Raw genomic sequence first — 23,003 nt, forward strand, 5'->3', positions numbered from 1 at the left:
TTTGACGTTACGATTTAAACTGTCTCTTGTAATTCGCATCCCATTAATATTGCTTGGCCTTTTCCGGCTTTCTTTGCTTGATACATTGCCGTATCCGCACTTTTTAAAACTCGAGTAGCATCGCGCTCATTTACGCCGACTAATTTTACGCCGATACTAACGCCAACTTTGAGTAAGTGACCTTTGTACTCAATTGGAGCACATATGCTCTCGAGCAACTGTTCTGCTATTCGGGTGACCACTTTTTGATTGGCGGGATTAACCAACATGACAAATTCATCACCAGAAAGTCTTGCGATTAAATCACTATGTCTCGTCGCAGATGTTAGACGCTCGGAAACTTTTTTCAAAACTTCATCACCTGCATCATGACCGTAGGTATCGTTAACTTCTTTAAATCCATCCAGATCGAGGTACAAAACTGCAAATTCGTCACGCAAGTATCCAGAGCGTTGTACTAGTTGTTCCAACTCTAAATGGAACTTAGATCGATTGGCTAACCCCGTTAAAGCATCGTGATGAGCTAAATGCTCTAATCGTTCCATCTCTTTTGCGCCGGAAAGGTCGGTAAGAACAATAACCAGATCATAGAAACCATAGTCTTCACACTTAACGATACGATTGACTCGAGCAAACATCGGTACAAACTGACCAATATGGTTCTTCTCGATAACTTCACCTTGCCAAACGCCATAATTTTCTATCGACTCGATGATACTAGGCATCATTTCCTGTAACTTGCGCCACTTTAGCGTTTGGATGAATGACTTCCCAATAAGCTGATCCACCTCTAAGCCGACTAACTTAGTGACGGCAGGGTTTGCCATCGTAATGACACCGCGATGATTAAGAACAATGAGACCATCTTGGCTGCTTTCAAAAACACGTCCCGCAACACGTTGCCGGTTTATGGCTTCTTCAATTTCGGTGATATCTTGAATCGAAAACAGTAAGTATTCATGTGTCGAGAGGCGACGACTGGTTAGGCTCAACTGCTGTTCATTATCTGCATTTTTGAGGTGAATATCATCGCACTCTAGGCCTCGACTCAGGATCTGACTCAGCTCATTCGGTGTTTTAGTTTTAATTAGATCACGAATATTGGCATATTTAAGTTCATCTAATTTTTTTTGAAATATTTGCTGGGTCGCCGTATTACAATGAATAACACGTCCGGAATTGTCGGTAATAACTAATGCATGCTGAACAGATTCGATAACCTCTTCTGAAAATGCGCGCTTTTGTTCTAGTGTGTCTAGCGAATGTTGCCGCTGCTTCTCACGTACTGTTAACCTATTCATCATTTGATTGAAAGAGCTCGCGAGGTCTCCAATTTCATCCTTGGCGTAATAGCGAGCTTGATGTTCCGTGTTTCGTCCGTGTGTCACATTCTCTATTACGCGGTTGAGTTCCATCACGGGCCTGAGAACAAGCCTCTCGATACTTATGTAAAAAACAGTGCCACCAGCGATAAGAAACAGAAGAAGTAAAGCGCCATCTTGAAGTAAAGATTGTATGGCTTCTACAATTGGGCGATGAGAAAGCGTAACTCTCATGCTACCAATGACATAGCCATCATGGATAATCGGCTCTAGAACATAAAGAAATTTGGTTGATAAGGCATAGCCTAGAGCATGCAACCTACTTCTTTCGGTTTGACTTGGAACGGGTGCTAGTGCCCCACTTATCTCCATAACAGCGAATGGTTGGTCATCTTGGTCATAAAGTTTGACCCGCGTTACATTTGGCTGGTTTAAAAAGTTGGCGAGAATAGTTTGAGCTTTTTGCTTGTCCTTTGTTGTCAGCGCATCTTTAATTGAGAAAGAAACATTGTTAATCAGCTTTCTTGTCTGCTCGACCAGTTCATGCTTAGACGATTGGTATACAGTATACGAGGTGTAACCTTTTGAGATAACAAAGATAGCCGTTAAAAAGACCAGAAGAGGCCAAATAAGCTTCGCTCGTAATGACATATATATTCCTGTCGCAGACAACTACAAAAATGACAGAAGAACCATTATGCAATCTATCACCCATGAAGGGCGACAAGATTAACACGATGCTAATGCAAAATAACCTTAAATTCTCAAAAATTGGATGGAAAAGAAACGAAATACCTCAAAATTCGGATCAACTCAAATAACGGCAACATCTTTATGGACTAACGTGATCTTTTTCGTCACCTATCTGCTCAAAAAGCCTCGTTTTCATGATAGAAGAATGAAGTGAGTCACTGAACCTAGATGCATTTTCCTGCATCGTAAACCCATTGCTTGTGTAGAAATAAAACGTATGACATTGAATAAACAGCAACTTACATTGAACTGTGATATGGGCGAGAGCTTTGGCTCTTGGAGTATGGGCGCAGATGAAGACGTGATGCCCCATGTTGATATGGCGAACATCGCGTGTGGTTTTCATGCCTCCGACCCTAATGTCATGCACGACACCATCACCCTAGCGAATGACAACGATGTTGATATTGGCGCACACCCAGGTTACGCCGACCTACAAGGCTTTGGCAGACGAAGCATAAGCATGACGGGTGATGAAATTACGAACATGGTTATATATCAGGTTGGTGCTTTACAAGCATTATGCCGGGCGCAATACACAGACATCAGTTACATAAAGCCTCATGGTGCTCTATACAACGACATGATGAAAAGTGATGCGATATTTAGAGCGGTAGTAAAGGCGGCAGCACTGTTCAAAGTACCGTTAATGATCCTAGCTTCACAGGAAAACGAAAAATACTTAGAAATCGCAGACGATTATGATGTTCCCTTGCTATTTGAAGCATTTGCAGACCGTTTATACCAAGATGACGGCTTACTGACTCCTAGAACACAGCCCAATGCCGTGTTAAAAAGCGAGCACGCGATACTTGAGCAAGTCCGGACCTTAGCTGACTCTGGGCGTGTCAAAACCGCTTCAGGCGGTTACATATTATTGGAAGCCGACACAATTTGTGTTCATGGTGACAATGAAGAGTCGATCGCGCTGATCCAAAAGATCCGCCAAAGCCTATACGCTGGAGGAAATTAATGCATAAAGAGAAATTTAATATCTCTTTGATCTCCGAGTGCAGTATTTTCATTAAGTTTGATGAGAGTATTTCTGAAAATGCAGTCGGAGAGCTTGCTCGCAGCATAAGAGAAACTTTCGCTTCAATTGTTATGAACGTTGTCCCCTCCTATCAAACTATTCTCATTGATTACTTACCTTTTCGAATCAACGAAAAGAACTTAGCCAATGAGCTGCAACAAATCGTGAGCCAGTTTGATACTCAATCACTTAAGCTTTCCCAGCCGAATCACATTACTATCCCTGTATATTACTCTGAAGAAACCGCGTTAGATCTATCTCGTTTTAAAAAGCGAGGTCTGTCATTAGACGATCTTATTACCCTGCATACGAAAACCGAGTACGCGGTTTCTGCAATTGGCTTTGCTCCAGGCTTTGCATTTCTCTCGGACGTTGATACTCAATTGCACATGGCAAGGCTTGCCACACCAAGAACTCAAGTGCCGGCCGGAAGTGTAGGAATCGCAGACTCTAAAACGGCCGTCTATCCATCAGATAGTCCTGGCGGATGGAACATTATTGGTAAAAGCCCGCTTGCGCTCTTCTCCGACTCTCCTCCTTTTATACCGTTTGAAGTGGGTGACAAGGTCACCTTTAATGCTATTTCAAAACAAGAGTTTATCGATTTAGGAGGCGTACTATGAGTTACGGTGGATTACTGGTGGAAAAGCCAGGACCGCTCTCTTTAGTTCAAGACTTTGGTCGTTTTGGCTTGGCGCATGTCGGTGTGACTCAAGGTGGCCCGGTCGACGACTATGCTTACAGTTGGGCCAACCATTTGCTTGGTAACGTAGTCAATTGCGTTGCGATTGAAATTACTTTGGGTAACGCTTGTTTTATTGCCTTGCATAACTGCCACCTTGCTATATGTGGCGGTGATTTAAATGCAAAAATAGATGGTGAACCTATTTCAAATTGGTCTGACTTTACGTTGAAAAAAGGACAGAAGCTTCAGTTCGGAGTCGCAAGGAATGGACTTCGCTCCTACCTAGCGGTTAAAGGTGGATTCAATGTTGCTCAGCACTTAGGAAGCGCATCGACCGTCTTGCGAGAATCTCTAGGTGGTTATGATTCAAATGGTGGCGCTTTGAAAGCTGGCGATATTCTTCCCTTTGTCCCTCATAACTTACCGAAACGTAAACCAAGGCAAATGACGTTTCGCTTTAAGCCAGATTACAACTTACCCATTAAGCTGAGAGTGATTGAAGGCTATCAGAACGAGGACTTTGATGAAGACGCTCGCCAAGCATTTTACAACAAAGCATTCATCATCTCCCCCAATTCGAATCGCATGGGCTACCGTCTTGAGGGCAATAACATTCGTCCACCTTACGAAGGCGTCCTATCAGAGGGAATTGCATTAGGTTCAATTCAAGTACCTAGCGATGGTAACCCTATTGTGCTGCTCAACGATCACCAGACTATTGGCGGGTATCCTAAATTTGGCTGCGTAGCCCGTATTGACTTACCTAGACTGGCACAGGCGAAGCCCGGACAAAAAGTCAATTTTGTGAAAGGAGATAGGCTAGGCTTGCAAGAAGTATGGTGCCAATGGGCTCAGTTTTTTGGGTATTAATACAACCACTGAGCCCAAACACAGCCGATTATGCAGGCATACCATAACGCACTGCTAAAGCTTGTGGATAGCCTCGCTCTTGAGTGAGTTTAATCGCGTACTGCTCGACCTCTTGTTCAGACCACTTTACAGCGACCGGATGCTGTGTTTCCACATTTTGGTTAGGATCGATGTCAAACCAGAATTGAAGCATTTTTTGCGCTGCGAGTAGTGTCGATGACGCTTTTACCACCTCTATTCTCGCGTAGTGGTTATCTTCAAAAGTCACATCTGCCGCTCTGAGTACTGGGTCTGTTCCGGGAATTTGCTGAGCGCCAAACAATGCTTTTCCTCCTTTTACAGCAGAGTGATAGTCGGGAATAAACTGCGCCATGTGTTTGATGGCGTTGTTCGTTCGCTCTTCTAACACTTCTTCTCTCCAGCCGTAACGGATCTTCGAGAGTAAAGGCATAGGCAGTTCAGGTTGAGCAGATGAGTTCGTGCTCTCCACTAAACCATCTTCAAACAGCGTGATTCCTTTTGTCATACCATGAAGTTGAAAGTAACCATCGCCATAAGGCGTCAATTGAGCCATTCCTTTATCGGTTCCACGCGGGCCATGAAAAATAACTTCTGGCCATTGTTGTTGACAGTCTGCCCACCTCGTAACGTAAGCGGCTTTAAACTCCACCAACCTGTCTCGCTTGGCACCAACTGTGTTGTCAATTGAGCCTGTTTCAAAGCCACACGCGTTAACCAAGTAGTCGCATGTCATCAGGTAATCGATACCTTCACGTTCATAGCCAAGTTGCCAGTGTTCCCCCATCCAATCGGCTTGCTTAAACGTTGCTTGTGTGAAGACCGAAGCATTAGGAAGCGTATCTAGTGTTAAGTTGGCAATTGCGGCGAGGCGAAAAACACTCCAACCATATTCTTGAACTGCGACAACAGGATACTTTAGCGCTTCAAGATCAGCATGTTGAGCAAAAGGAATACACCACTCATCGAAGTTTGTAGGATGACTTGGTTGAGTACGTTGCGCGAGAGCTTCTAGCTCCGCTTTTGAATACAGTTTGTAGTATTCGCTTGGTTCGCCGAGCACTTTATTACTCTCATCTTTATCAACGAGCGTCTGATAAGCACTTTTCACAACCTCTAATCGCGGAATTAGTGTGGATGGGTCTCCACCATCGGAATGAGGAACCGCGATGATTGTCGGACGAATATTCAGTGAAAGCGGATACAGGCGAACAGTATCAATAGATTGTGCTAACAAGTCTAAGCATTGTTGCTCGGAAATCTCTCGATATAAATTACCACCAGCATGCAAATGACAAATGGGTGGACCATTTACTAGTGATACGCCCTTCTCTATTACGGAAACTTTAAAACCCAGCTCCGCAAAATGAATTGCTGCTGTTGCACCTGCTACACCGCCACCAACAACAGCGATATGCTTATCTTTATAACTTGGAAACTCAGACTTCATTGCTTCACTAAAAATTTTATAAGGAAAATTCTTTACTAACGGTGGATTCTACTCGTGTTTGAACTTGATTAAAATCACAAAAAGTTCATGGGTTTGCGAAATATCCAACAGCGCCTGTAAAGTGCATTAAAGTAGAAAAAATTTGCGAAAAAGTACTTGACGACATGGTTAAGAAGACACTTTTTTGTGTCTATGTGAATAAGAATTTCACTGTAAGACCCATGGCGCAAAGCCTGCAGAAACACCCCACTTTTTACCCCATTTAGTTATCCCAAAAGTTATCCACTGTTTTTGTGGATAACTAAAATAAAAGTGTCATGGAGTGTTCCAAACTTGATAACACTCGCTGCGATTAAGTGTTTACTGGCGTTAACAATCTTTTCAACAAACTCATCACTACAAGTGCCAACGTAACAAATGTTACAAGCGGTAAAGCTATCCACAATTCGGGGTGAATTTGTGCATTGAGATCGAATCCATATGTCATGACTGCGGCCACACAAACTTCCGCAGCAAATACCGCAACACCACTAGCAATCAACGCCATAATTCCGTACTCGGCCCACAGGGTTGTGTTGATCCGTTTCTTACTTGAACCTAATGTGCGATACAAACGAATCTCTTGTTGGCGTTGGGACAAGCTTAACCTCAGTAGCGTAAAGATGAGCAGCAGACCAGCAACAACGCCTAAAAGAGCAAGGATGGTGATTGCTGATACGATTTGCTGAATCAAAGCCTGAATTTTCTCGCCCATAGTTCGGATATCTAAAACAGAGACCGTTGGGTGAGCACGTGACATTGACGTCAACAACGCTTCATTTCCTTCTTCAATCCTATAACTGATGAGGTAAGAACCAGGTAAATTAGCCATCACGTCAGATGAGAAAATAAAATAAAAGTTAGGCTTCATGTCACGCCATTCGACATAACGGATGGTATCTACTACTGCATCGTAATTCTGGCTGTTTATTACAAAGCGCAGCGTATCACCGAGTTTTATGCCTAAGTCATTTGCTACATCCGCTTCTACAGATACACTCCCTTTGTTTGTCCATTCACCCGAAAGCACATCATTATATTCTGGTAGGGTATCTCCCCATGTCAGGTTTAGCTCTCGACGTATCGCGTCAGAACCTTCTCCTTCGTAATCAATCTCTTTGACGTTTTGACCGTTAATCTCTGTTAGTCGTCCACGAATTATTGGATAAGCTTGTGACCGCGTAACTCCATTTTTATCTAGGTTTTCTAGGTAGTTATCGAGCTCATAATCACCAATGTTCAAAGCGAACACATTTGGCGCGTCTGCAGGTAAGGTTCTCTCCCAATCCGCGAGAATATCGCTGCGCACAAGCCAAATGATAGACAGCAACATCAAAGATAATGCCAAAGCACCAAACTGTAGGCCGCTGGTTACTGGCGTCCGGTTGATACGACTCAACGCAAGCTTCATTGCAGGATGGGTTGACACACGTGCAAACAGCTTTGTGAGTGTGACGCTAACTGCTGCGAGTACCACAAACTGTACCGCTATACCAGTGAGCACGATCCAAACTAAGGTGTTATCTGCATACAGTAAAAGCAGTGGAACAACGGGAACTAGAACAAGTAACATTCGCTTCCAAGAACGTTGCGCTTTACCCTGCTGTAGCACTTCTAACGCGGGAGTTTTAATCAAGCCTAACAATGGTATACCGAGAGCAGGCACCGTAATCAAGACTGCTGAGATAAATGCCACCAAAAATGGTGTGACGCCGTAACTAGGGAGTGGCTCGGGTAATAAGTCTTTGAGTGGAATGCGTAATAAATATTCCAGCCCGCTCCCTAACAATAGACCGACGACACTGGCACTAATGAGAAGGATTGTGACTTGAATAAATAACCACTTTTCAATCCATCGGCGGCTCGCACCAAGACTTTTCAACATCGCGATAGTTTGTGTCCGGCTGTTCACGTAATTTTGACAAGTAAGAACCAATGTTGTCGCCGCCATAATGATGACAATTGCTACTGTCAACGACAGATACTGCGTCGTGCGTTCAAAAACCTCATTACTACGACTGGCAGTATCTTGCGTGCGCCAGCGATCGCTCGGAGAAAGCTGCGTATCATCTTGTAAGCTCTTTAGTGTTTTATCATCGGCTTGTAAAAATAGACGGTATTGAACTCGACTCCCAACTTGAATTGCTCCTGTTTTATCTACGTCACTTTGATGAATGTATGCAGAAGGCATTTGCTGAAATGGATTAAAGCTCAAGCCTGGTTCCATCAATACTGCGCCTGATACAGTAAACTCGGCATCGCCTATCGTGACACTGTCACCTGGCTTTACGCTTAGTTGAGTCATAATCCGCTCATCAAGCCAGAGTTGGTTCTCTTTAACGCGACCGGCTGGATTATTTTCAAGAACGAGCTCTCCCATTAAAGGGTAATTATCATCCACCGCCCTTACAGAAATAAGCTGCATACCATTATCGCTAAATGCCATAGTGGCAAAGCGTGTCATCGTCGAACGTTCAAGGCTTTCAGTCGAGGCTAACAACGTGTCCGGAATGGGATTAGCAGACACAAACACCGCATCTGCCGTTAATGCGTCCTTCCCCTGCTTGACGATCACCTGCTCCATTCGTTCTGCTAATGCAGAAAGCGCAAAGATACTCGCAATCACGAGAATAAGAGCAACGCTAATAGGCCAAAGATTCCCCTGCCTTATTTCGCCGAAACTCCAGCGTATCAAGCTTTTATTCGACGAGTGCTGTGTTGTACTGTTTTGCTCTGTGGATGTTGCTTCACTTGATGATACTGCAGACATTACATCTCCTCCTTAAGCTCACCCGCCTCCATACGATAAATACGGTCACATCGGCTTGCTAGATGACCATCGTGTGTTACTAAAATCAGAGTTGTCCCGTGCTGTTCATTAAGATCGAATAGCAGCTCAATCACTTTGTCTGCGGTTTGATGGTCAAGATTACCGGTAGGTTCGTCTGCGAACAACAGTTCAGGTTGTGTCATAAATGCGCGCGCTAGTGCAACTCGCTGTTGTTCACCACCAGATAACTGGCTTGGTAGATGGTCGACACGTTTTTCCAATCCAACAGAAGCTAATAATTCCGCTGCTCTTGCTTCATCTTCGGCTTCACCACGTAAAAGACAAGGAAGCGTGACATTACGTAATGCACTCAAACTCGGGATTAACAAGAAACTTTGGAAAACGAAACCTAAAGAGTCAGCCCGAACTTTCGCACGTGCTTCATCATCCAGTTTTGATAATTCATGACCTAATAAAGTAATTTCGCCTGATGTCGGAGTATCAAGACCAGCTAGCAACGTCATCAATGTTGACTTACCTGCACCGGAAGTTCCGACGATGGCGATTTTTTCTCCTTTTCGGATGTCAACATTTACGTCTTTGAGGATTGTTAATTGTTCTTGATTAGTAGAGACTTGTTTAGAAACCAAATTGGCTTGAACAATAGGTGCATTAAGTACAGGTGTTTGCATGATTCGTATACTTTCCTTAGTTCTATTTTTTTGTTTTTCCGCTACTGCACATGCGAGCGAAAAGCTACTTGTCTTGGGTGATAGCTTGAGTGCAGGCTATCAGATGCCGATCGAAGAGAGTTGGCCTAGCTTACTCCCTGATGCGTTGTCAGAACATGGTCAAGATGTAACAGTTATTAATGCCAGTATTTCTGGCGATACCACTGGCAATGGCTTAGCACGGTTACCTCAGTTGCTAACTCAGCATAGCCCTGACATGGTACTTATTGAGTTAGGTGCCAACGATGGCCTAAGAGGTTTCCCTCCTAAACTTATTACGTCGAATCTTTCAAAAATGATTACCATGATAAAAGATTCTGGTGCGGACGTTGTCATGATGCAAATTCGGGTTCCACCTAATTATGGTAAGCGCTATAGCGATATGTTTTACGATATCTACCCTAAGCTTGCACAGCATCAACAAGTTGCCTTGATGCCATTCTTCTTAGAGCATGTTGTCACCAAACCAGAATGGATGATGGATGATGGCCTTCACCCAAAACCAGATGCACAACCTTGGATCGCAGGTTTCGTTGCTCAAGAATTAATTAAACATCTCTAATTTTAATGGTCTAGCTCAATAAGTTTTACGTAACTTTACGTTAATCTATTTTCAATTCCACTCATCGAGGATAGATAACAACATGCGAATAGAACCGTTAATTCAAGGTGTTGTTGCTCGCTCTGCGCACCCCAAAGGGTGTCATGCATCTATTAAAGAGCAAATTGAATACGTAAAACGCGCCCCACAGATCAAAAAAGGCCCAAAACGGGTTTTGATTATTGGTGCCTCCTCTGGTTTCGGCCTAGCGGCCCGAATCGCCCTAACGTTCGGTGGCGCTAACGCCGATACCATTGGCGTCTCATTTGAGCGTGGCCCTTCAGAGAAAGGGGTTGGGAGTGCGGGTTGGTATAACAACGTCTTTTTTAAGCAAGAAGCAAATCAAGCCGGGCATACCGCAATAAATATTGTTGGTGATGCATTCTCTGGTTCGGTGCGCAATCAAGTGATTGAAGCCATTGAAACGTACTTTGAGGGTGAAGTTGACTTAGTCATCTATAGCTTGGCAACCGGTGTTCGACCTAAACCTAAATCTGATGAGTTTTGGCGCAGTGTCATTAAACCGATTGGTGAGCCTGTCACTGGCGCTTCTATCATGCTGGAGAACGATAAGTGGATAGAAACCACCTTAACGCCAGCAACAGAAGAAGAAGCCAACGCCACCATTAAAGTAATGGGCGGCGAAGACTGGGAAAGCTGGATTGACACACTCATCAATAACGACTCTATTGCAAACGGCTGCAAAACCATCGCCTTTTCTTACATGGGCCCTGACATTACGCACCCAATTTATCTCGATGGTACGTTAGGTCGAGCGAAAATCGATTTACACCAAACCAGTCATTCATTAAACCTCAAACTCGCCAACTTTGACGGCGGTGCTTACGCAACCGTGTGTAAGGCGTTGGTGACGAAAGCCAGTGTATTCATCCCTGCGCTAAGTCCCTACCTGTTAGCGCTTTATCGAGTGATGAAGGAAAAAGGTACTCACGAACGCTGTATTGAACAAATGCAGCGGCTGTTTACTACGAAGTTATACGATCAAGAGAAAGTGCCAGTTGACGGTGAACGCTTGATTCGAATAGATGACTTGGAACTTGAACCGCAAGTTCAACAAGAAGTCCACGCTCTTTTAGAACAAATGAATGCTGATAACTTTAAAGAGATTGGTGATTACCAAGGTTTTAAAGATGAGTTTATGAAGCTCAATGGCTTTAACTTTGAGGATGTCGACTATTCGCAAGACATTTCTATTGAATCGTTAATGTCGCTTAAGCCTTGATGCTTGTTATCTGTTTCAAGGATGAGATATGTGACAACTATTCCTAGTCCTGAACACTTTTCAGGACTTTTTTTTGTTTCGAGCCCTAGCCACCCTATACTTAATTAAAAAGCGAGAACAAAATAGAGCAGTCTGCATTTTTAATTCACAGGAAGTGAAACCACGTAAAGGATGACCTATATGGGGAGATTGCAAACATTAGACTACGAAATCCCTGAGTCTATGCGAAGAAGTTGGCAAGAAATCGTCAACTTACTGGCTCAAATAACACACGTACCCACCACATTAATTATGCGTATCCATCCGGATCGCATAGAAGTAAATACATCTAGCGAAACTCTAGGTAATCCTTATCGTACTGGCGATGCAGAGCAGCTTGGTAACGGTTTGTATTGCGAGCAAGTTATAGAACAGAAAGGCGAGCTTGTAATCCCCAATGCGCTTGAAGATGAAGAATGGCAAAATAACCCAGACATCAAACTAGGCATGATTTCTTATTGCGGCTTACCGCTATTCTGGCCAAATGGGGAGACATTTGGAACAATCTGTATGCTTGACTCTGAGAGAAACGAGTACAACGATAGTTACCGTCAGTTGCTTGAAACTTTCAAAGATTCAATCGAAGCACAGCTTTCAGTTGTGTACCAACAACATAAACTTCAGCGACTTAACACCGAGCTAAAGAGTCGAATTGAAAATCGTACCACGGATTTAGCCCAGTTAAGTTACTCCTTAACACAAGAGATTGATCGCCGTAAAGCCGCGGAAAAACAAGTGAGCTACCAAAAAACACATGATCAGGGAACTGGATTTCTAAATCGTTCTGCACTTGAGAACATTGTCCAATACACCTTACAGTCCCTTGATAGTGATCAGCAATCGCTTGTGGTCATCAACATTGGTTTTAGTAACGCTCGCAGTATTCAGACCAGGCACGGGTTCGAGGTCTTTGACAACATTTTAAAAGAATTTCACTCCAGATTAACCAGACACGGTGCTAGCGGATTTATCACTGGTAGACCAAGTTCGAATGACATGGTTTTATTGATTTGGGGAGAGGATATTGAAGCTCGGTTAAATCAACTATTAGATGATATCACTAAAATTAGCGTAGATGGATTTGTCTTCAACAAAACAGAAATACATTTGCACACGTATATCGGTATAGTTCAAGCTTACAAAGATTGCAGCAATGCTAAGCGTATCCTTCAACATGCATGTTACGCGATGCTTCTATGTAAAGAATCTGGCGAACCTTTTAGTTATTTTAGAGAAAATCATTCGGCGGATCTCAATAGTCACAATGAACTGGAAAGTTACCTTTTACAAGCGGTGCGTAACGACGATTTAGTGTTGTACTTTCAACCTCAAGTAGACTCCAAAACACGTAAATGGATTGGCGCAGAAGCCTTGCTTCGCTGGAGACATCCAATACTTGGCGACGTATCCAACGAAGCATTAATACATATGGCTGAACAAAACGGGCTTATCTTTGAAGTTGGCTCTTTTGTTCTTCGAACCGCGATAGACAAAGCAAAACAATGGTCTGAGTTAATCGATAACTTCAAAATGGCCGTCAACGTTTCTCCCATTCAATTACAAAACGTAAATTTTGCAGAACAAGTGCAACACCTACTCGAGTCTTTTCATTTGCCAGCACACTTTCTCGAGCTCGAGGTGACCGAAAGCGCCTTAATTGCCGATGAGGTCGTAGCACGCACTACATTAAATAAACTGCACAAACTAGGCGTGACATTGTCACTTGACGATTTTGGTACAGGATATGCCTCGTTCAGCTATTTAAAGAAATATCCATTTGATGCCATCAAAATTGATAAAAGCTTCGTCCAGCAAATGGAAAAGTCGGACGATGACCGCGCGATAATTTGCTCTATCATACACATTGCGAAAAAACTGGAACTCCAAGTCGTGATCGAAGGCATTGAATCTCCCCAACAAGAACAGTTTCTCATTGGTGAGGGCTGTGATATCGGACAAGGTTTTCTTTATGGTAAACCTATGCCTTGTAATGAATTTGAGCAAAGTTTGTTTAATCAGCGCCTTTCTGGCGGGCAATACGCCTACTCTTCCTAAGCATTCTCTTTACTATGAGGGCGGTGGTTTCTATAATCGCCGCCCGCTTCTATTAAAAGGCCAATATCTTCATGGATCAGTTGACTGCCACGCTTAAGAAAATTGAAAAGCAGAACTACCGAGCTTATCAGCAAATCAAAGGTCAATACGACTTCACTGATTTCACTTTGTTTATCGATCATGTACAGGGTGACCCTTATGCATCGGCGTCACGTTTTCGTGCGACTCGCGCATGGTCTTTGACTGGTCTTGAGTGGCTAAGAGACGAGTCTCCTGCATTTCAAAGAGGTGCACGTGATTTTATTGCGCGTAGTTTTGAACAGTTTGCTAAACAAGAAAACTCAGTATCAATTTCACTGACAGGCCAAACTGTACTGGATAGCACCGCGGTGTTGTTTACTGAAGAAGGTATTGAACTGCGTTTTCGAGTTAACTTACCAGCCGAAGGTCGTTCAGTATTGGGGAAAAAAGCCAACAACATACTGACTTTCCACCTGCCTAAGTTTATCCGTCGAGCAACTTTAGAGCGTGAACTCGACAAAGCCGCTTTAATTAAGCACTGCCAAGTTGTTGAAGACCAAGATGCCCTGCGAGAACAGTTGGAGGCCAATAACTTAGTCGCGTTTGTCGCAAACGGCAGTATTCTTCCTCGAATTGCAGGTAATTGCGACCTTCCTATGAAAGAAGCCGTTGAGTTTAAAGCCCCTGAATCTCTACAAGTCACTTTACATGCGCCAAACAAGGGTCATGTCACAGGATTAGGAATTCCAAAAGGTATCACACTGATCGTAGGTGGCGGCTTCCACGGTAAATCTACCTTATTAAATGCAATAGAGCGTTCAATTTACGATCATATTCCAGGAGATGGTCGCGAATACATTGTTGCCGATAACAAGGCTATGAAGATTCGTGCCGAAGATGGCCGATGCGTACACCACTTGAACCTGTCGAACTACATCAACCATTTACCGATGGGTAAAGATACGGCGGACTTTTCTACTCAAGACGCATCAGGCTCAACGTCGCAAGCCGCTTGGCTTCAAGAGTCTATTGAAGCGGGTGCAAGCACATTATTGATTGATGAAGATACTTCTGCTACCAACTTCATGATTAGAGATGAGCGTATGCAGGCATTGGTGGCAAAAGGTGATGAGCCAATTACTCCTCTCGTCGACCGCATTGGTCAATTACGAGATGATCTTGATATCTCTACCATTATCGTTATGGGTGGGTCGGGCGACTACTTAGACGTTGCCGATACCGTCATTCAAATGCACGACTACCAAGCCGTTGATGTAACTGAAAAAGCGAAAGAAGTTATCGCTCAGCACCCTACTCAACGCCATAACGAGTCAGAAGAACGTTTACAGACCTTCCCACCTCGAGCACTGAACCGCGTTGCGTTGATGAATATTCTGACTGACGGCAAGTTCCGTGTGAATGCGAAAGGCAAAGAGTCACTTCGATTTGGTAAAGAGTTTACTGATCTTAGCGCTTTGGAACAGATAGAGTCAGCCGATGAAGTCAACACAATTGGCTGGTTATGGTTCCAAATTGCTCAACTTCCAGGTTGGTGTAATCATCCAGCGAAGGAAATTGAAGAAATGCTGTCTGGTGAGTGGCATGCCGCTCTTCCTAAGCAAGGCGACTTAGCCAAACCACGCACACTAGACGTTATGGCTGCCCTCAACCGCATGCGAAAATCTCAGTTTAAGTCATCATGCTAGTTTTGATACGCTGACAGAGACAGTTCAATCAAAAGGCAGTTATAGTTAGCTGCCTTCCTTTATCTTTATTCTTAGCGAATCATTCGTTTCTCAGTACATTCCACGCTTCACAAAGAACTCTAAATCTTTCTGCATTGCCATTTTCTCGATCAGGATGCCAACGAAGCGCGAGTTTTCGCCATTGTTTTCTAATTTCCGCAGGCGTAGCGTCAGTGTTAAGTTCAAATAGTGACAGTGCCTTTGTCTTATCTACGCTGGCTACTGACGAACCACCGATGAACTTTTGATAAGTTGTCCAAAATTCATTCAACAGTCGACGCACTTCATCTTCGTCCGCTTCGTAATTGCGCCAATCTAAGTAATACTCACGCAAAGGATCATGAATATCGATCTTATGCCTCAAAGCTTCCATCGAAGACATGAGCTGAATATCCATGGCTTCGACTTGAAGCCAACTATCCGGATACAGAGTGTCTTGCAGTTGATATAATGCATTCATGATCAGGAAATTTCTTTTGAATAAATCCTTATCGGGAGAGTCGTCCAGCTTTGAAATATAACCTTGTTCACCCAACGAGCTTGCCAGGGTGTGCACTTTCCAATTAGAGGGCTGTTTTCTCAGAATTTCTAGCATTGGCCAAAGCAGCGGATTTTCTATTGCATGAGGCTCAATACTACTGACAGTACGTTGTCCTTCCATTCATCCTCTCTGACACGAGTTTAGGGCCCCATTCTCGGCACAAAAAACATAGTTTCCATTTTGTAGCATAAATGCAAAAAGGCCGATAGTCATTCACCATCGGCCTTTGTAAGGAGATCACGTAAAGGTTAAATAACCCCTAGCTCACGTAAACGTTCCATAAGGTAGCTATGTGCAGTGTAGCGCTCAGATAACACCACTTCCGGCTTTGGATGCAGGAACAACGGTAATGAGATACGTGACTTTTCTTGACGGCCACCCGTAGGGTTGATTACACGGTGAGTCGTTGAAGGGAAATAACCACCTGACGCTTCTTGAAGCATATCACCAATGTTGATGATTAAGTTTCCGAAGTCACATGGTACATCGATCCAATCACCCTCTTTACTCTTTACTTGCAGTCCAGGCTCATTGGCAGCAGGCAAAACCGTTAACAGGTTAATGTCTTCATGCGCAGCAGCACGAATAGCGCCTGGCTCTTCTTCGCCTGTCATCGGTGGGTAGTGAAGCACGCGTAGTAATGTTTTGTCACTGTTATTGATCATTTCTGACAACGCGATAGAGAACTTCTCTTGAACGTCCTTAGGTGCGTACGCTTCAACCCAGCCTAATAGCTCTTGAGCAAATGCATTGGCACGCTCGTAGTACTCTAAGATTTCAGCTTTAAGCTGCTCTGGGATCTGACCCCAAGGGTAAACATGAAAGTACTCTTTGATGTCTTTCACTTTGTGCCCTTTCGCCACTTCAGACACAGAAGGTGGGAAGTAGCCATCTTGGGTGTCTACGTTAAAGTGAAAATCATTCTTTTGTTCTGAACAGAAAAACTCATGCCAGTTTTTGTAAATTGACTCTACAAGCTCTTGTGGAATCGGGTGGTTTTTCAACACACCGAACCCCGTTTCGCGTAGAGAGGTAACGAACTGTTGAGCAGCATCGTCAGCAAGATAATCGACAGTTTCCAGTTTCATGGCTTTACTTCTTTTTTATTAGACTGAATCATGGATTCTATGGATGGGCATGTTGTAAATCAAACTTTAATGAAAAGTGCACGCGCAAACGTTTTAATGTTGAGCAGTTTGCCAATAAATCAACATTTTCAGTGATCAAAAAACCCATTAAAATATCAATTGCACACCGTTCAATTAAGTGCAATCATTAACACAATCTATGGAGTCCCACTGTAAGATAAATTGAAGGATCAAATAACTCTATGAAAAGCACCTCGACACTCTTAGGATTAACGATTTTTTATGCCATCGTGTTTTTATTTTCTGCGTTGGAACCTAACTCACGTGCAGTTTGGTTTGCGGAGATTATCCCGGCGATTGGTATTCTTGTTGCTATTTGGGCGATTTCGATTCGCTATCAGTTCAGTAATACGGCTTACTTTTTAATGTTCATCTGGCTCTGTTTGCACACTATCGGTGCGAAATATACGTTCTCCGAAGTGCCGTTTGACTGGTTTAACGACATGATTGGTTCAGAGCGAAATAATTTTGATCGCGTTGCGCACTTTTCAATTGGCCTTTACGCATATCCGATCGCTGAATACTTGATAAACAAAAAACGGTTCAACAAAGCGTTCTCTTGCTGGTTTGCTTTGTTTGCTATCATGTCACTTGCTGCTGGCTATGAGATTATCGAATGGTGGTATGCGGAGTTGGCTGGTGGCGATGAGGGAATTGCCTTTCTGGGCTCGCAAGGTGACATATGGGACGCCCAGAAAGATATGTTGTGCGATACCGTTGGTGCAGTGTTGTCGTTATTCTTAATGTCGGCTCAACGTCGATTCTCTCAACCATTCTAAATAAGGGTTAAACCCATCAACAATTGGAACCTGTACGATTTGAGCGACCTCGTATTCGTGCAGGTTTTCTATTTTCTCTTCCACCAATTCATAAAGTTCTCGACGAGTTTTGATGACTAGCAACCATTCGTTGTCAGTACAAACCTCCCCTTTCCAAACGTAGTGGCTTTCAATAGGCATTGTTTGAATACACGCGGCTAATTGGGCATCTAGCAAACCTTTAATGATCTGATCTCGATTTTTTTCATTACTGGTTGTACTTAAAACCATGCAATAGTCATGTTTCATACTCATTTTCTAGCCCTTTATTATTTCATCGTCACTTTGCCGCCAATCATTTTGTAAGCGGGGGTTCCTCTTACTAGGGTATCTCTTGCAAACTCTTGTCCGCAAGCGGGGCAAATACATGGGGTTTGTGTGAAATCGTCAACAATGCGCTCTTTGAAGCATTTAACCAGTGCGCCTTTCCCGCCTTTACGGTACTTAAATAGTTGAGTTTTACATTTAGAGCAAAAGATATCGACGGTTTTCGTCGGTTGTTTTTTATTCGGTTTCGCCATGGTTACTTTCTATATCCGGTTTGACCCATACATTATTAAAATCAAACCAACCTAAGGCATTACACTTTGCATTTTGTAACGCACCGCTGTGGTCTTTATTCACGCCTAGCCAGCAGTGAAACATAGGAATCACCTGACAGCTTTTTACTAACTGTCGTCCTAGCTCACGCGCAGGAAAGTCTGTGTGCATCCCAGCACGCCATTGATCGACAAGTTTAGCCCATTCACTAAAATCGTAACCTGAACTGAACTTCTCAATATCACTGTAATCCAGGAGCCAGCCCGCCAACGCGTCATTTCGGTTCGTTGCAATGCCCATAGCTTTCACCCAGATATCCACTTCCTCCGGCGCGGGCGGTTGAGAATCATAACGAATAAACTCAACCTCTATACCGTGCGGTTTTAAGAGTGTCTTGATGGCCTTGGCAACTACTGGAAACATCGGATGCTTTTTCTGATACGCTACGGAAATTACCTTATTAGCCTGTGGTACGCTGCCCGCTTCCGCTGGCCTGAGATCAATCCAACCGGGCTTAAGGCCAAAGGCTTGCAATACTCCCAGTTCCATCACTTTATCTTGTGGAACATGCGCGTAAATCTGGTGACTGTTGAGGGTTTGCGAGAGGAACTCTGCCCAACGTGGATCTTTTGCAATCCCAGTGTTTTTGTTTAGTAATAGGAATGTACAGCCAGGGTCCAGCTCGACTTCATCGGATGAACCTTGTTTATCCATCTTCGGCTTTGACAGGCTTGGATAAACCATTGAAGAATAGGCTTCATCGATTACCCACACCTCCACTTGGTCAAGTAAAGGGCGAAAACCAAAGTAGCCATCAAAAGCCGTCAAAATAAGACGCTTATCATCATTCATTTTAACTTGGAACGGCCCTGTCCCTATCGGTTGTCTATCGAAGCTTTCAGAACGCAAAGCACTCGGTAGCAAAATTTTTGCTTGCGACTCACTCAGAGCCAGAGGCAGGTAGCGATCAGGACGGATGAGCTCAATATCAACGGTCCACTCTTGTGGCGAAGACACCCGCTTTATGTGAGAAAACAAGTTCAAGCTATTTAACGCAAGCACACTCTCAAGAACACAACTGGTTGTTAACGGTTCACCGTTATGAAAGCGTACTCCACGACGAAGATAAAAACGCCAATGTGTATCAGAAATTGCTTCCCACGTGTGGGCTAAATCTGGTTGAAGTTGTTCATTTTCATCAAGGCGAGTGAGTCCGCTAAAAATTTGTCTGGCGATGTGCTGTTCAGAACGCCGCATCGGTTTCTGCGGGTTTAACATCGACAATGGTCGATAATAAGGCAAACGCACGACCTGCTCGCCCTGTCGATGCTGAAGCCCTAAATAACCTTGGATAACCTGCGTCAATCGTGCCGCATCGTTATCAAGCGCATCTAGAGCCTGACCGATTTTCCCTTCATCGAGATAACGCCTGGCGAGGTTTTCGCTGACGTCGCTTCGATTACGTTTAAAAACGAGTTTCGAAAGTTTTCCTCGACCCGCTGCCGGATGCCACTCAATCCAGCCCTCTTCTTCAAGTTTATTTAGAACAATACGAGCATTACGACGTGTACAAAACAACGCTTCGGTGATGTCTTCGAGCTGAACGTCCGTATCGTGACCGGAAAATTTTTCAAACAGTGTTTCGAACTGAACACGTAAACGAGGGCTACTCATAAAGAGGAAATTCTTATCTTGTTGTCGATAGGCTAAGTTTCCTCATTTTTACCAAAAAGTGCAAACATCACACTATAAATTATTGAATATCGATACCAATTTCTCGCGAAAGTTCAGCCAGTTGTACCTCGTTGTCGAGCTTGATAGACCATTTGCACTCTGCTCCATGAGATAAAACAACGTTCGCTCCTCTACCCAGCAACTGAATTGCATCGGTTTGCGCTTGCAAGGTTACCATTGCACTACCGGAGAGCTTAATCACTATTTCACGCTGGGTTGCAATGATTTTTCCTAATGAAAACTCAATCACCATCTTAGTTTATACCGACTTTGTTTTGTGTTGTTTCACAGCGATGGTCAAGCGACTGGTACACACTAAACGGCCTCGCTCATCAGTGATATCGATTTGCCACACTTGCGTTGAAATACCCAGATGAAGCGGTTTTGCCGTACCAATCACATGACCACTTCGCATGGCTCGCACATGGTTCGCGTTAATATCTAAACCGACGCAGTAGCTGCCCTCATCGACAGAGAAGTTTGCAGCCAATGAGCCTAATGTTTCTGCGAGCACGACTGATGCACCACCGTGAAGCATTCCTAAAGGTTGATGAGTAAAGCTGCATACGGGCATGGTTGCTGTCAGGGAGTCGTCAGTGAAATCTGTATATTTAATTTGTAGGTGCTCGATCAGGGTATTTTTTGACGTGGCATTCAGAATCTCTATGCTTACGGGCTTTTTCCATATACTCATTGTTTTACTCTTAGTTTCACAAACTGGTTTGTTAGGTTGTAACGATGTACTGGGAAGCTAGCATAGACGCTACCTGGGCATAACTTCAAGACGTAACATCTCACCTTCTTTATCAATCAGATGAATAACTTGATCCATGCATCATGTTACTATTTGGGTATATACTATTGCTTCAAAACAAAAAATTAAATGGAGCCTATTATGAAGGTATGGATGAAAGCCTCTGCTCTTTTAACTATCGCGGGTTTAACAGCGTGTAGCGCATCACCGACGGGTCGCAACCAGATCCTGATGTTTTCAGATCAGGAAATGTCATCGCTTGGCGCTAAATCTTTCGAACAAATGAAGAAAGATATCCCAATCAGCAAAGACCGCAAAACGAATGCCTACGTTCAATGCGTTGCCAAACACATCACTGACACCATTCCCGCTCAATCTGGATTTAAAGACTGGGAAGTCGTTGTTTTTGATAGTGAACAAGTCAATGCGTTTGCTCTACCAGGTGGGAAGATCGGCGTGTATACCGGGCTTTTAGATGTCGCGAAAAACCAAGATCAGTTGGCAACAGTCATTGGTCACGAAGTCGCTCACGTCCTCGCTGACCACAGTAATGAACGTCTCTCACAAAGTCAGTTAGCAAATGCCGGGTTGTCTCTAGCAAACGTTGCCATTGGCGCTTCCGAGTACAAACAGTATCAACAAATGACGATGGCGGCACTTGGTGTCGGTGTCCAATACGGTGTTATTTTGCCATACGGTCGTACTCAGGAATCTGAGGCTGATATTGTCGGGCTGGAATTCATGGCAAAAGCAGGTTTCGACCCACGTCAAAGTGTCGATTTATGGAAAAATATGAGTGCTGCATCAGGTGGTTCTCAACCACCTGAATTCTTCTCAACCCACCCATCGCACAGTACGCGCATTAAAGATTTACAAGCAACCATAAATAAGCTGCCTGCGTATAACGCGAAAGCACCAAGATGTGGCTAATTCATTGCTACTATCGTCTACTACTTAAGCTTGCCAAATAAAAAAGCTCCCTAGGGAGCTTTTAATGATTCTAATCAAGTGCCCAATATCTGTAGCGGCAAACTTAACAAACTATCTCCGAGAGTGGCAAAATACCAGATGATAGAAACAAAACCTCCGACAGAGACCAAGTACCAAGCCAGTGAGAATAGCTGCCCATAACGGGTTAATGGCAATAAATGGCTTTGATGTCGAGCTCTCCATTCCATCACCACTTCCAACATTCCCATTAACAATAAAAACCCTAGCAACGTCAGACCGAAATAGTAACTGATAAAAATGCCTAATAAAGCGGTCGCAATACTGCCAACTAACCCGACCCAAGTATTCATTGAGAAGGTAATACTTTTGAGCACATGGCCACCATCTAATGGTAAAATAGGCAGCAGATTAAATAGGTTTAGCAAGGCGTTAAACACAGCAAGCCCAGCGAAGATCACCTCACCAGTCATCCAATAAAGCAAAGTAAAAACAATACTAAGTACTAAACCGAAAAATGGTCCCATGATTGAGATAACCACATCCTGCCAGCGCGTGTTTATCTTTTCGTCACTTAGCGCCAAACCACCTAGGAATGGAATCAAATAGATTCCTTTGGTCTTCATTCCAAAATACTTCATCGCTCTAATGTGACCATATTCATGGAAAACCAAACAAGCGATCAACGCTAGCGCGAACTCGATGGAAAATAGCCAAGAATATGCAGCGAGACTTGCAGACGCTAACGCCACTTTAATAACTTTCGCACTTTTAAGTGCTTTCATCCCAAGAGATACGAGGCCTATTACACTTAAACGCTTTTCGGATGGTGGCGTAACTTCTGGCACTTGGCGCTCGATGTCTTTTTCATTTCGACAACCTTCATTGATGAGCTCACCGTTAATTGTGACCTTGTAACTCAATTCAAACGGTTGCCATGTTAAAGAACACTCCAAATGACAGTTCAGGATTTCCTCACCCGCAGAGAGCTTAAACTGGTGTAGACAAGTCTCTGCGGTATTGTCACTGGCATCGATTTGAGACACCAACGTATTATCCCAATATAACTGCTGCCACCCAGCCATCGATCCTTCGAGCCTTAGCGAACGACCTAAAAATTCAACATTCAGTAATTCCAATGCGGT

At 43.7% G+C, this 23,003-nt stretch carries 21 protein-coding genes; 9 read left to right on the forward strand and 12 right to left on the reverse strand.

What is annotated here, in order from left to right:
• Window positions 1-14: 14 nt before the first annotated feature.
• Window positions 15-1,973 carry a diguanylate cyclase domain-containing protein gene (locus IJ23_RS18945; protein WP_033907073.1) on the reverse strand — a complete coding sequence of 653 codons (1,959 nt, stop codon included), beginning with the start codon at window positions 1,971-1,973 and terminating at the stop codon, window positions 15-17.
• Between the two features lie 319 nt (window positions 1,974-2,292).
• On the opposite strand from IJ23_RS18945, the gene IJ23_RS18950 reads away from it, so the two are divergent.
• Genes IJ23_RS18950 through IJ23_RS18960 form a run of 3 tightly spaced genes read left to right on the forward strand, consistent with a single transcriptional unit; the run spans window position 2,293 to window position 4,663 of the window.
• Entirely contained in the window at window positions 2,293-3,048 is a 756-nt protein-coding gene (locus IJ23_RS18950; RefSeq protein ID WP_005386314.1) for a 5-oxoprolinase subunit PxpA, read from the forward strand.
• Window positions 3,048-3,731 carry a 5-oxoprolinase subunit B family protein gene (locus IJ23_RS18955; RefSeq protein WP_005376314.1) on the forward strand — a complete coding sequence of 228 codons (684 nt, stop codon included), beginning with the start codon at window positions 3,048-3,050 and terminating at the stop codon, window positions 3,729-3,731. Before IJ23_RS18950 ends, IJ23_RS18955 begins: the two co-directional genes overlap by 1 nt.
• Window positions 3,728-4,663: a biotin-dependent carboxyltransferase family protein gene (locus IJ23_RS18960; RefSeq protein ID WP_005376316.1), complete on the forward strand. Its 936-nt coding sequence runs from the start codon at window positions 3,728-3,730 to the stop codon at window positions 4,661-4,663. The genes IJ23_RS18955 and IJ23_RS18960 overlap by 4 nt, the downstream gene beginning before the upstream one ends.
• A 28-nt stretch (window positions 4,664-4,691) precedes the next feature.
• On the opposite strand, the gene IJ23_RS18965 is transcribed toward IJ23_RS18960, so the two are convergent.
• The 3 genes from IJ23_RS18965 to IJ23_RS18975 form a co-directional block, all read right to left on the reverse strand.
• Window positions 4,692-6,131: an FAD-dependent oxidoreductase gene (locus IJ23_RS18965; protein WP_033907074.1), complete on the reverse strand. Its 1,440-nt coding sequence runs from the start codon at window positions 6,129-6,131 to the stop codon at window positions 4,692-4,694.
• A 352-nt stretch (window positions 6,132-6,483) separates the two neighbouring features.
• Complete coding sequence (locus IJ23_RS18970; protein ID WP_033907075.1) at window positions 6,484-8,940, reverse strand: ABC transporter permease; 2,457 nt, start codon at window positions 8,938-8,940, stop codon at window positions 6,484-6,486.
• Complete coding sequence (locus IJ23_RS18975) at window positions 8,940-9,632, reverse strand: ABC transporter ATP-binding protein (protein WP_033907076.1); 693 nt, start codon at window positions 9,630-9,632, stop codon at window positions 8,940-8,942. Before IJ23_RS18975 ends, IJ23_RS18970 begins: the two co-directional genes overlap by 1 nt.
• On the opposite strand from IJ23_RS18975, the gene IJ23_RS18980 reads away from it, so the two are divergent.
• The 4 genes from IJ23_RS18980 (at window position 9,631) to IJ23_RS18995 (ending at window position 15,336) form a co-directional block, all read left to right on the forward strand.
• Complete coding sequence (locus IJ23_RS18980; protein WP_033907077.1) at window positions 9,631-10,233, forward strand: arylesterase; 603 nt, start codon at window positions 9,631-9,633, stop codon at window positions 10,231-10,233. The two genes, IJ23_RS18975 and IJ23_RS18980, sit on opposite strands and share 2 nt — an antisense overlap.
• Window positions 10,234-10,315: 82 nt before the next feature.
• Window positions 10,316-11,515: an enoyl-ACP reductase FabV gene (gene fabV, locus IJ23_RS18985; RefSeq protein WP_033907078.1), complete on the forward strand. Its 1,200-nt coding sequence runs from the start codon at window positions 10,316-10,318 to the stop codon at window positions 11,513-11,515.
• A 180-nt stretch (window positions 11,516-11,695) separates the two neighbouring features.
• Window positions 11,696-13,609, forward strand: coding sequence for a bifunctional diguanylate cyclase/phosphodiesterase (locus IJ23_RS18990; RefSeq protein ID WP_033907079.1), 1,914 nt, complete (start codon window positions 11,696-11,698; stop codon window positions 13,607-13,609).
• 71 nt (window positions 13,610-13,680) lie between these two features.
• Complete coding sequence (locus IJ23_RS18995; RefSeq protein ID WP_033907080.1) at window positions 13,681-15,336, forward strand: ABC-ATPase domain-containing protein; 1,656 nt, start codon at window positions 13,681-13,683, stop codon at window positions 15,334-15,336.
• 79 nt (window positions 15,337-15,415) lie between these two features.
• On the opposite strand, the gene IJ23_RS19000 is transcribed toward IJ23_RS18995, so the two are convergent.
• Both IJ23_RS19000 and IJ23_RS19005 read right to left on the reverse strand, forming a co-directional pair.
• A complete protein-coding gene (locus IJ23_RS19000) occupies window positions 15,416-16,036 on the reverse strand; it encodes a DNA-J related domain-containing protein (RefSeq protein ID WP_033907081.1) in 621 nt (206 codons plus the stop codon).
• 128 nt (window positions 16,037-16,164) lie between these two features.
• A complete protein-coding gene (locus IJ23_RS19005) occupies window positions 16,165-17,004 on the reverse strand; it encodes an isopenicillin N synthase family dioxygenase (protein WP_005386285.1) in 840 nt (279 codons plus the stop codon).
• Between the two features lie 242 nt (window positions 17,005-17,246).
• Here IJ23_RS19005 and IJ23_RS19010 point away from each other — a divergent pair, with 242 nt between their 5' ends.
• Window positions 17,247-17,843, forward strand: a complete 597-nt coding sequence (locus IJ23_RS19010) for a DUF2238 domain-containing protein (RefSeq protein WP_005376330.1) — start codon at window positions 17,247-17,249, stop codon at window positions 17,841-17,843.
• On the opposite strand, the gene cutA is transcribed toward IJ23_RS19010, so the two are convergent.
• The 5 genes from cutA to IJ23_RS19035 form a co-directional block, all read right to left on the reverse strand.
• Window positions 17,805-18,137 carry a divalent-cation tolerance protein CutA gene (gene cutA / locus IJ23_RS19015; RefSeq protein ID WP_017634166.1) on the reverse strand — a complete coding sequence of 111 codons (333 nt, stop codon included), beginning with the start codon at window positions 18,135-18,137 and terminating at the stop codon, window positions 17,805-17,807. The genes IJ23_RS19010 and cutA overlap by 39 nt on opposite strands.
• A 14-nt stretch (window positions 18,138-18,151) precedes the next feature.
• The gene (locus IJ23_RS19020) at window positions 18,152-18,403 is read right to left on the reverse strand and encodes a hypothetical protein (protein WP_005376334.1); all 252 of its coding nucleotides are present in this window, start codon (window positions 18,401-18,403) and stop codon (window positions 18,152-18,154) included.
• Window positions 18,387-20,096 (reverse strand): SgrR family transcriptional regulator, encoded by a 1,710-nt coding sequence (locus IJ23_RS19025; protein WP_033907082.1) that lies wholly within the window; start codon window positions 20,094-20,096, stop codon window positions 18,387-18,389. The genes IJ23_RS19020 and IJ23_RS19025 overlap by 17 nt, the downstream gene beginning before the upstream one ends.
• Window positions 20,097-20,175: 79 nt before the next feature.
• Window positions 20,176-20,409 (reverse strand): DUF3389 domain-containing protein, encoded by a 234-nt coding sequence (locus IJ23_RS19030; RefSeq protein ID WP_005386281.1) that lies wholly within the window; start codon window positions 20,407-20,409, stop codon window positions 20,176-20,178.
• 6 nt (window positions 20,410-20,415) lie between these two features.
• Window positions 20,416-20,850, reverse strand: coding sequence for a hotdog fold thioesterase (locus tag IJ23_RS19035; protein WP_005376340.1), 435 nt, complete (start codon window positions 20,848-20,850; stop codon window positions 20,416-20,418).
• A 201-nt stretch (window positions 20,851-21,051) separates the two neighbouring features.
• Between IJ23_RS19035 and IJ23_RS19040 the strand changes: the two genes are divergently transcribed.
• Complete coding sequence (locus IJ23_RS19040) at window positions 21,052-21,840, forward strand: M48 family metallopeptidase (RefSeq protein WP_017634168.1); 789 nt, start codon at window positions 21,052-21,054, stop codon at window positions 21,838-21,840.
• 74 nt (window positions 21,841-21,914) lie between these two features.
• Here IJ23_RS19040 and IJ23_RS19045 read toward each other — a convergent pair whose 3' ends face one another.
• Window positions 21,915-22,943 carry a site-2 protease family protein gene (locus IJ23_RS19045; protein WP_005376346.1) on the reverse strand — a complete coding sequence of 343 codons (1,029 nt, stop codon included), beginning with the start codon at window positions 22,941-22,943 and terminating at the stop codon, window positions 21,915-21,917.
• Between the last annotated feature and the right edge of the window lie 60 nt (window positions 22,944-23,003).

Source organism: Vibrio sp. OY15 (genome assembly GCF_000742455.1).
Lineage (GTDB): Bacteria > Pseudomonadota > Gammaproteobacteria > Enterobacterales > Vibrionaceae > Vibrio > Vibrio alginolyticus.

What these genes read in the sequence shown, in the direction of transcription:
- IJ23_RS18945 (WP_033907073.1), bottom strand. Translation starts at nt 1,973, where the DNA reads ATGTCATTACGAGCGAAGCTTATTTGGCCTCTTCTGGTCTTTTTAACG.
- IJ23_RS18950 (WP_005386314.1), top strand. Translation starts at nt 2,293, where the DNA reads ATGACATTGAATAAACAGCAACTTACATTGAACTGTGATATGGGCGAG.
- IJ23_RS18955 (WP_005376314.1), top strand. Translation starts at nt 3,048, where the DNA reads ATGCATAAAGAGAAATTTAATATCTCTTTGATCTCCGAGTGCAGTATT.
- IJ23_RS18960 (WP_005376316.1), top strand. Translation starts at nt 3,728, where the DNA reads ATGAGTTACGGTGGATTACTGGTGGAAAAGCCAGGACCGCTCTCTTTA.
- IJ23_RS18965 (WP_033907074.1), bottom strand. Translation starts at nt 6,131, where the DNA reads ATGAAGTCTGAGTTTCCAAGTTATAAAGATAAGCATATCGCTGTTGTT.
- IJ23_RS18970 (WP_033907075.1), bottom strand. Translation starts at nt 8,940, where the DNA reads ATGTCTGCAGTATCATCAAGTGAAGCAACATCCACAGAGCAAAACAGT.
- IJ23_RS18980 (WP_033907077.1), top strand. Translation starts at nt 9,631, where the DNA reads ATGATTCGTATACTTTCCTTAGTTCTATTTTTTTGTTTTTCCGCTACT.
- IJ23_RS18975 (WP_033907076.1), bottom strand. Translation starts at nt 9,632, where the DNA reads ATGCAAACACCTGTACTTAATGCACCTATTGTTCAAGCCAATTTGGTT.
- fabV (WP_033907078.1), top strand. Translation starts at nt 10,316, where the DNA reads ATGCGAATAGAACCGTTAATTCAAGGTGTTGTTGCTCGCTCTGCGCAC.
- IJ23_RS18990 (WP_033907079.1), top strand. Translation starts at nt 11,696, where the DNA reads ATGGGGAGATTGCAAACATTAGACTACGAAATCCCTGAGTCTATGCGA.
- IJ23_RS18995 (WP_033907080.1), top strand. Translation starts at nt 13,681, where the DNA reads ATGGATCAGTTGACTGCCACGCTTAAGAAAATTGAAAAGCAGAACTAC.
- IJ23_RS19000 (WP_033907081.1), bottom strand. Translation starts at nt 16,036, where the DNA reads ATGGAAGGACAACGTACTGTCAGTAGTATTGAGCCTCATGCAATAGAA.
- IJ23_RS19005 (WP_005386285.1), bottom strand. Translation starts at nt 17,004, where the DNA reads ATGAAACTGGAAACTGTCGATTATCTTGCTGACGATGCTGCTCAACAG.
- IJ23_RS19010 (WP_005376330.1), top strand. Translation starts at nt 17,247, where the DNA reads ATGAAAAGCACCTCGACACTCTTAGGATTAACGATTTTTTATGCCATC.
- cutA (WP_017634166.1), bottom strand. Translation starts at nt 18,137, where the DNA reads ATGAGTATGAAACATGACTATTGCATGGTTTTAAGTACAACCAGTAAT.
- IJ23_RS19020 (WP_005376334.1), bottom strand. Translation starts at nt 18,403, where the DNA reads ATGGCGAAACCGAATAAAAAACAACCGACGAAAACCGTCGATATCTTT.
- IJ23_RS19025 (WP_033907082.1), bottom strand. Translation starts at nt 20,096, where the DNA reads ATGAGTAGCCCTCGTTTACGTGTTCAGTTCGAAACACTGTTTGAAAAA.
- IJ23_RS19030 (WP_005386281.1), bottom strand. Translation starts at nt 20,409, where the DNA reads ATGGTGATTGAGTTTTCATTAGGAAAAATCATTGCAACCCAGCGTGAA.
- IJ23_RS19035 (WP_005376340.1), bottom strand. Translation starts at nt 20,850, where the DNA reads ATGAGTATATGGAAAAAGCCCGTAAGCATAGAGATTCTGAATGCCACG.
- IJ23_RS19040 (WP_017634168.1), top strand. Translation starts at nt 21,052, where the DNA reads ATGAAGGTATGGATGAAAGCCTCTGCTCTTTTAACTATCGCGGGTTTA.
- IJ23_RS19045 (WP_005376346.1), bottom strand. Translation starts at nt 22,943, where the DNA reads ATGGCTGGGTGGCAGCAGTTATATTGGGATAATACGTTGGTGTCTCAA.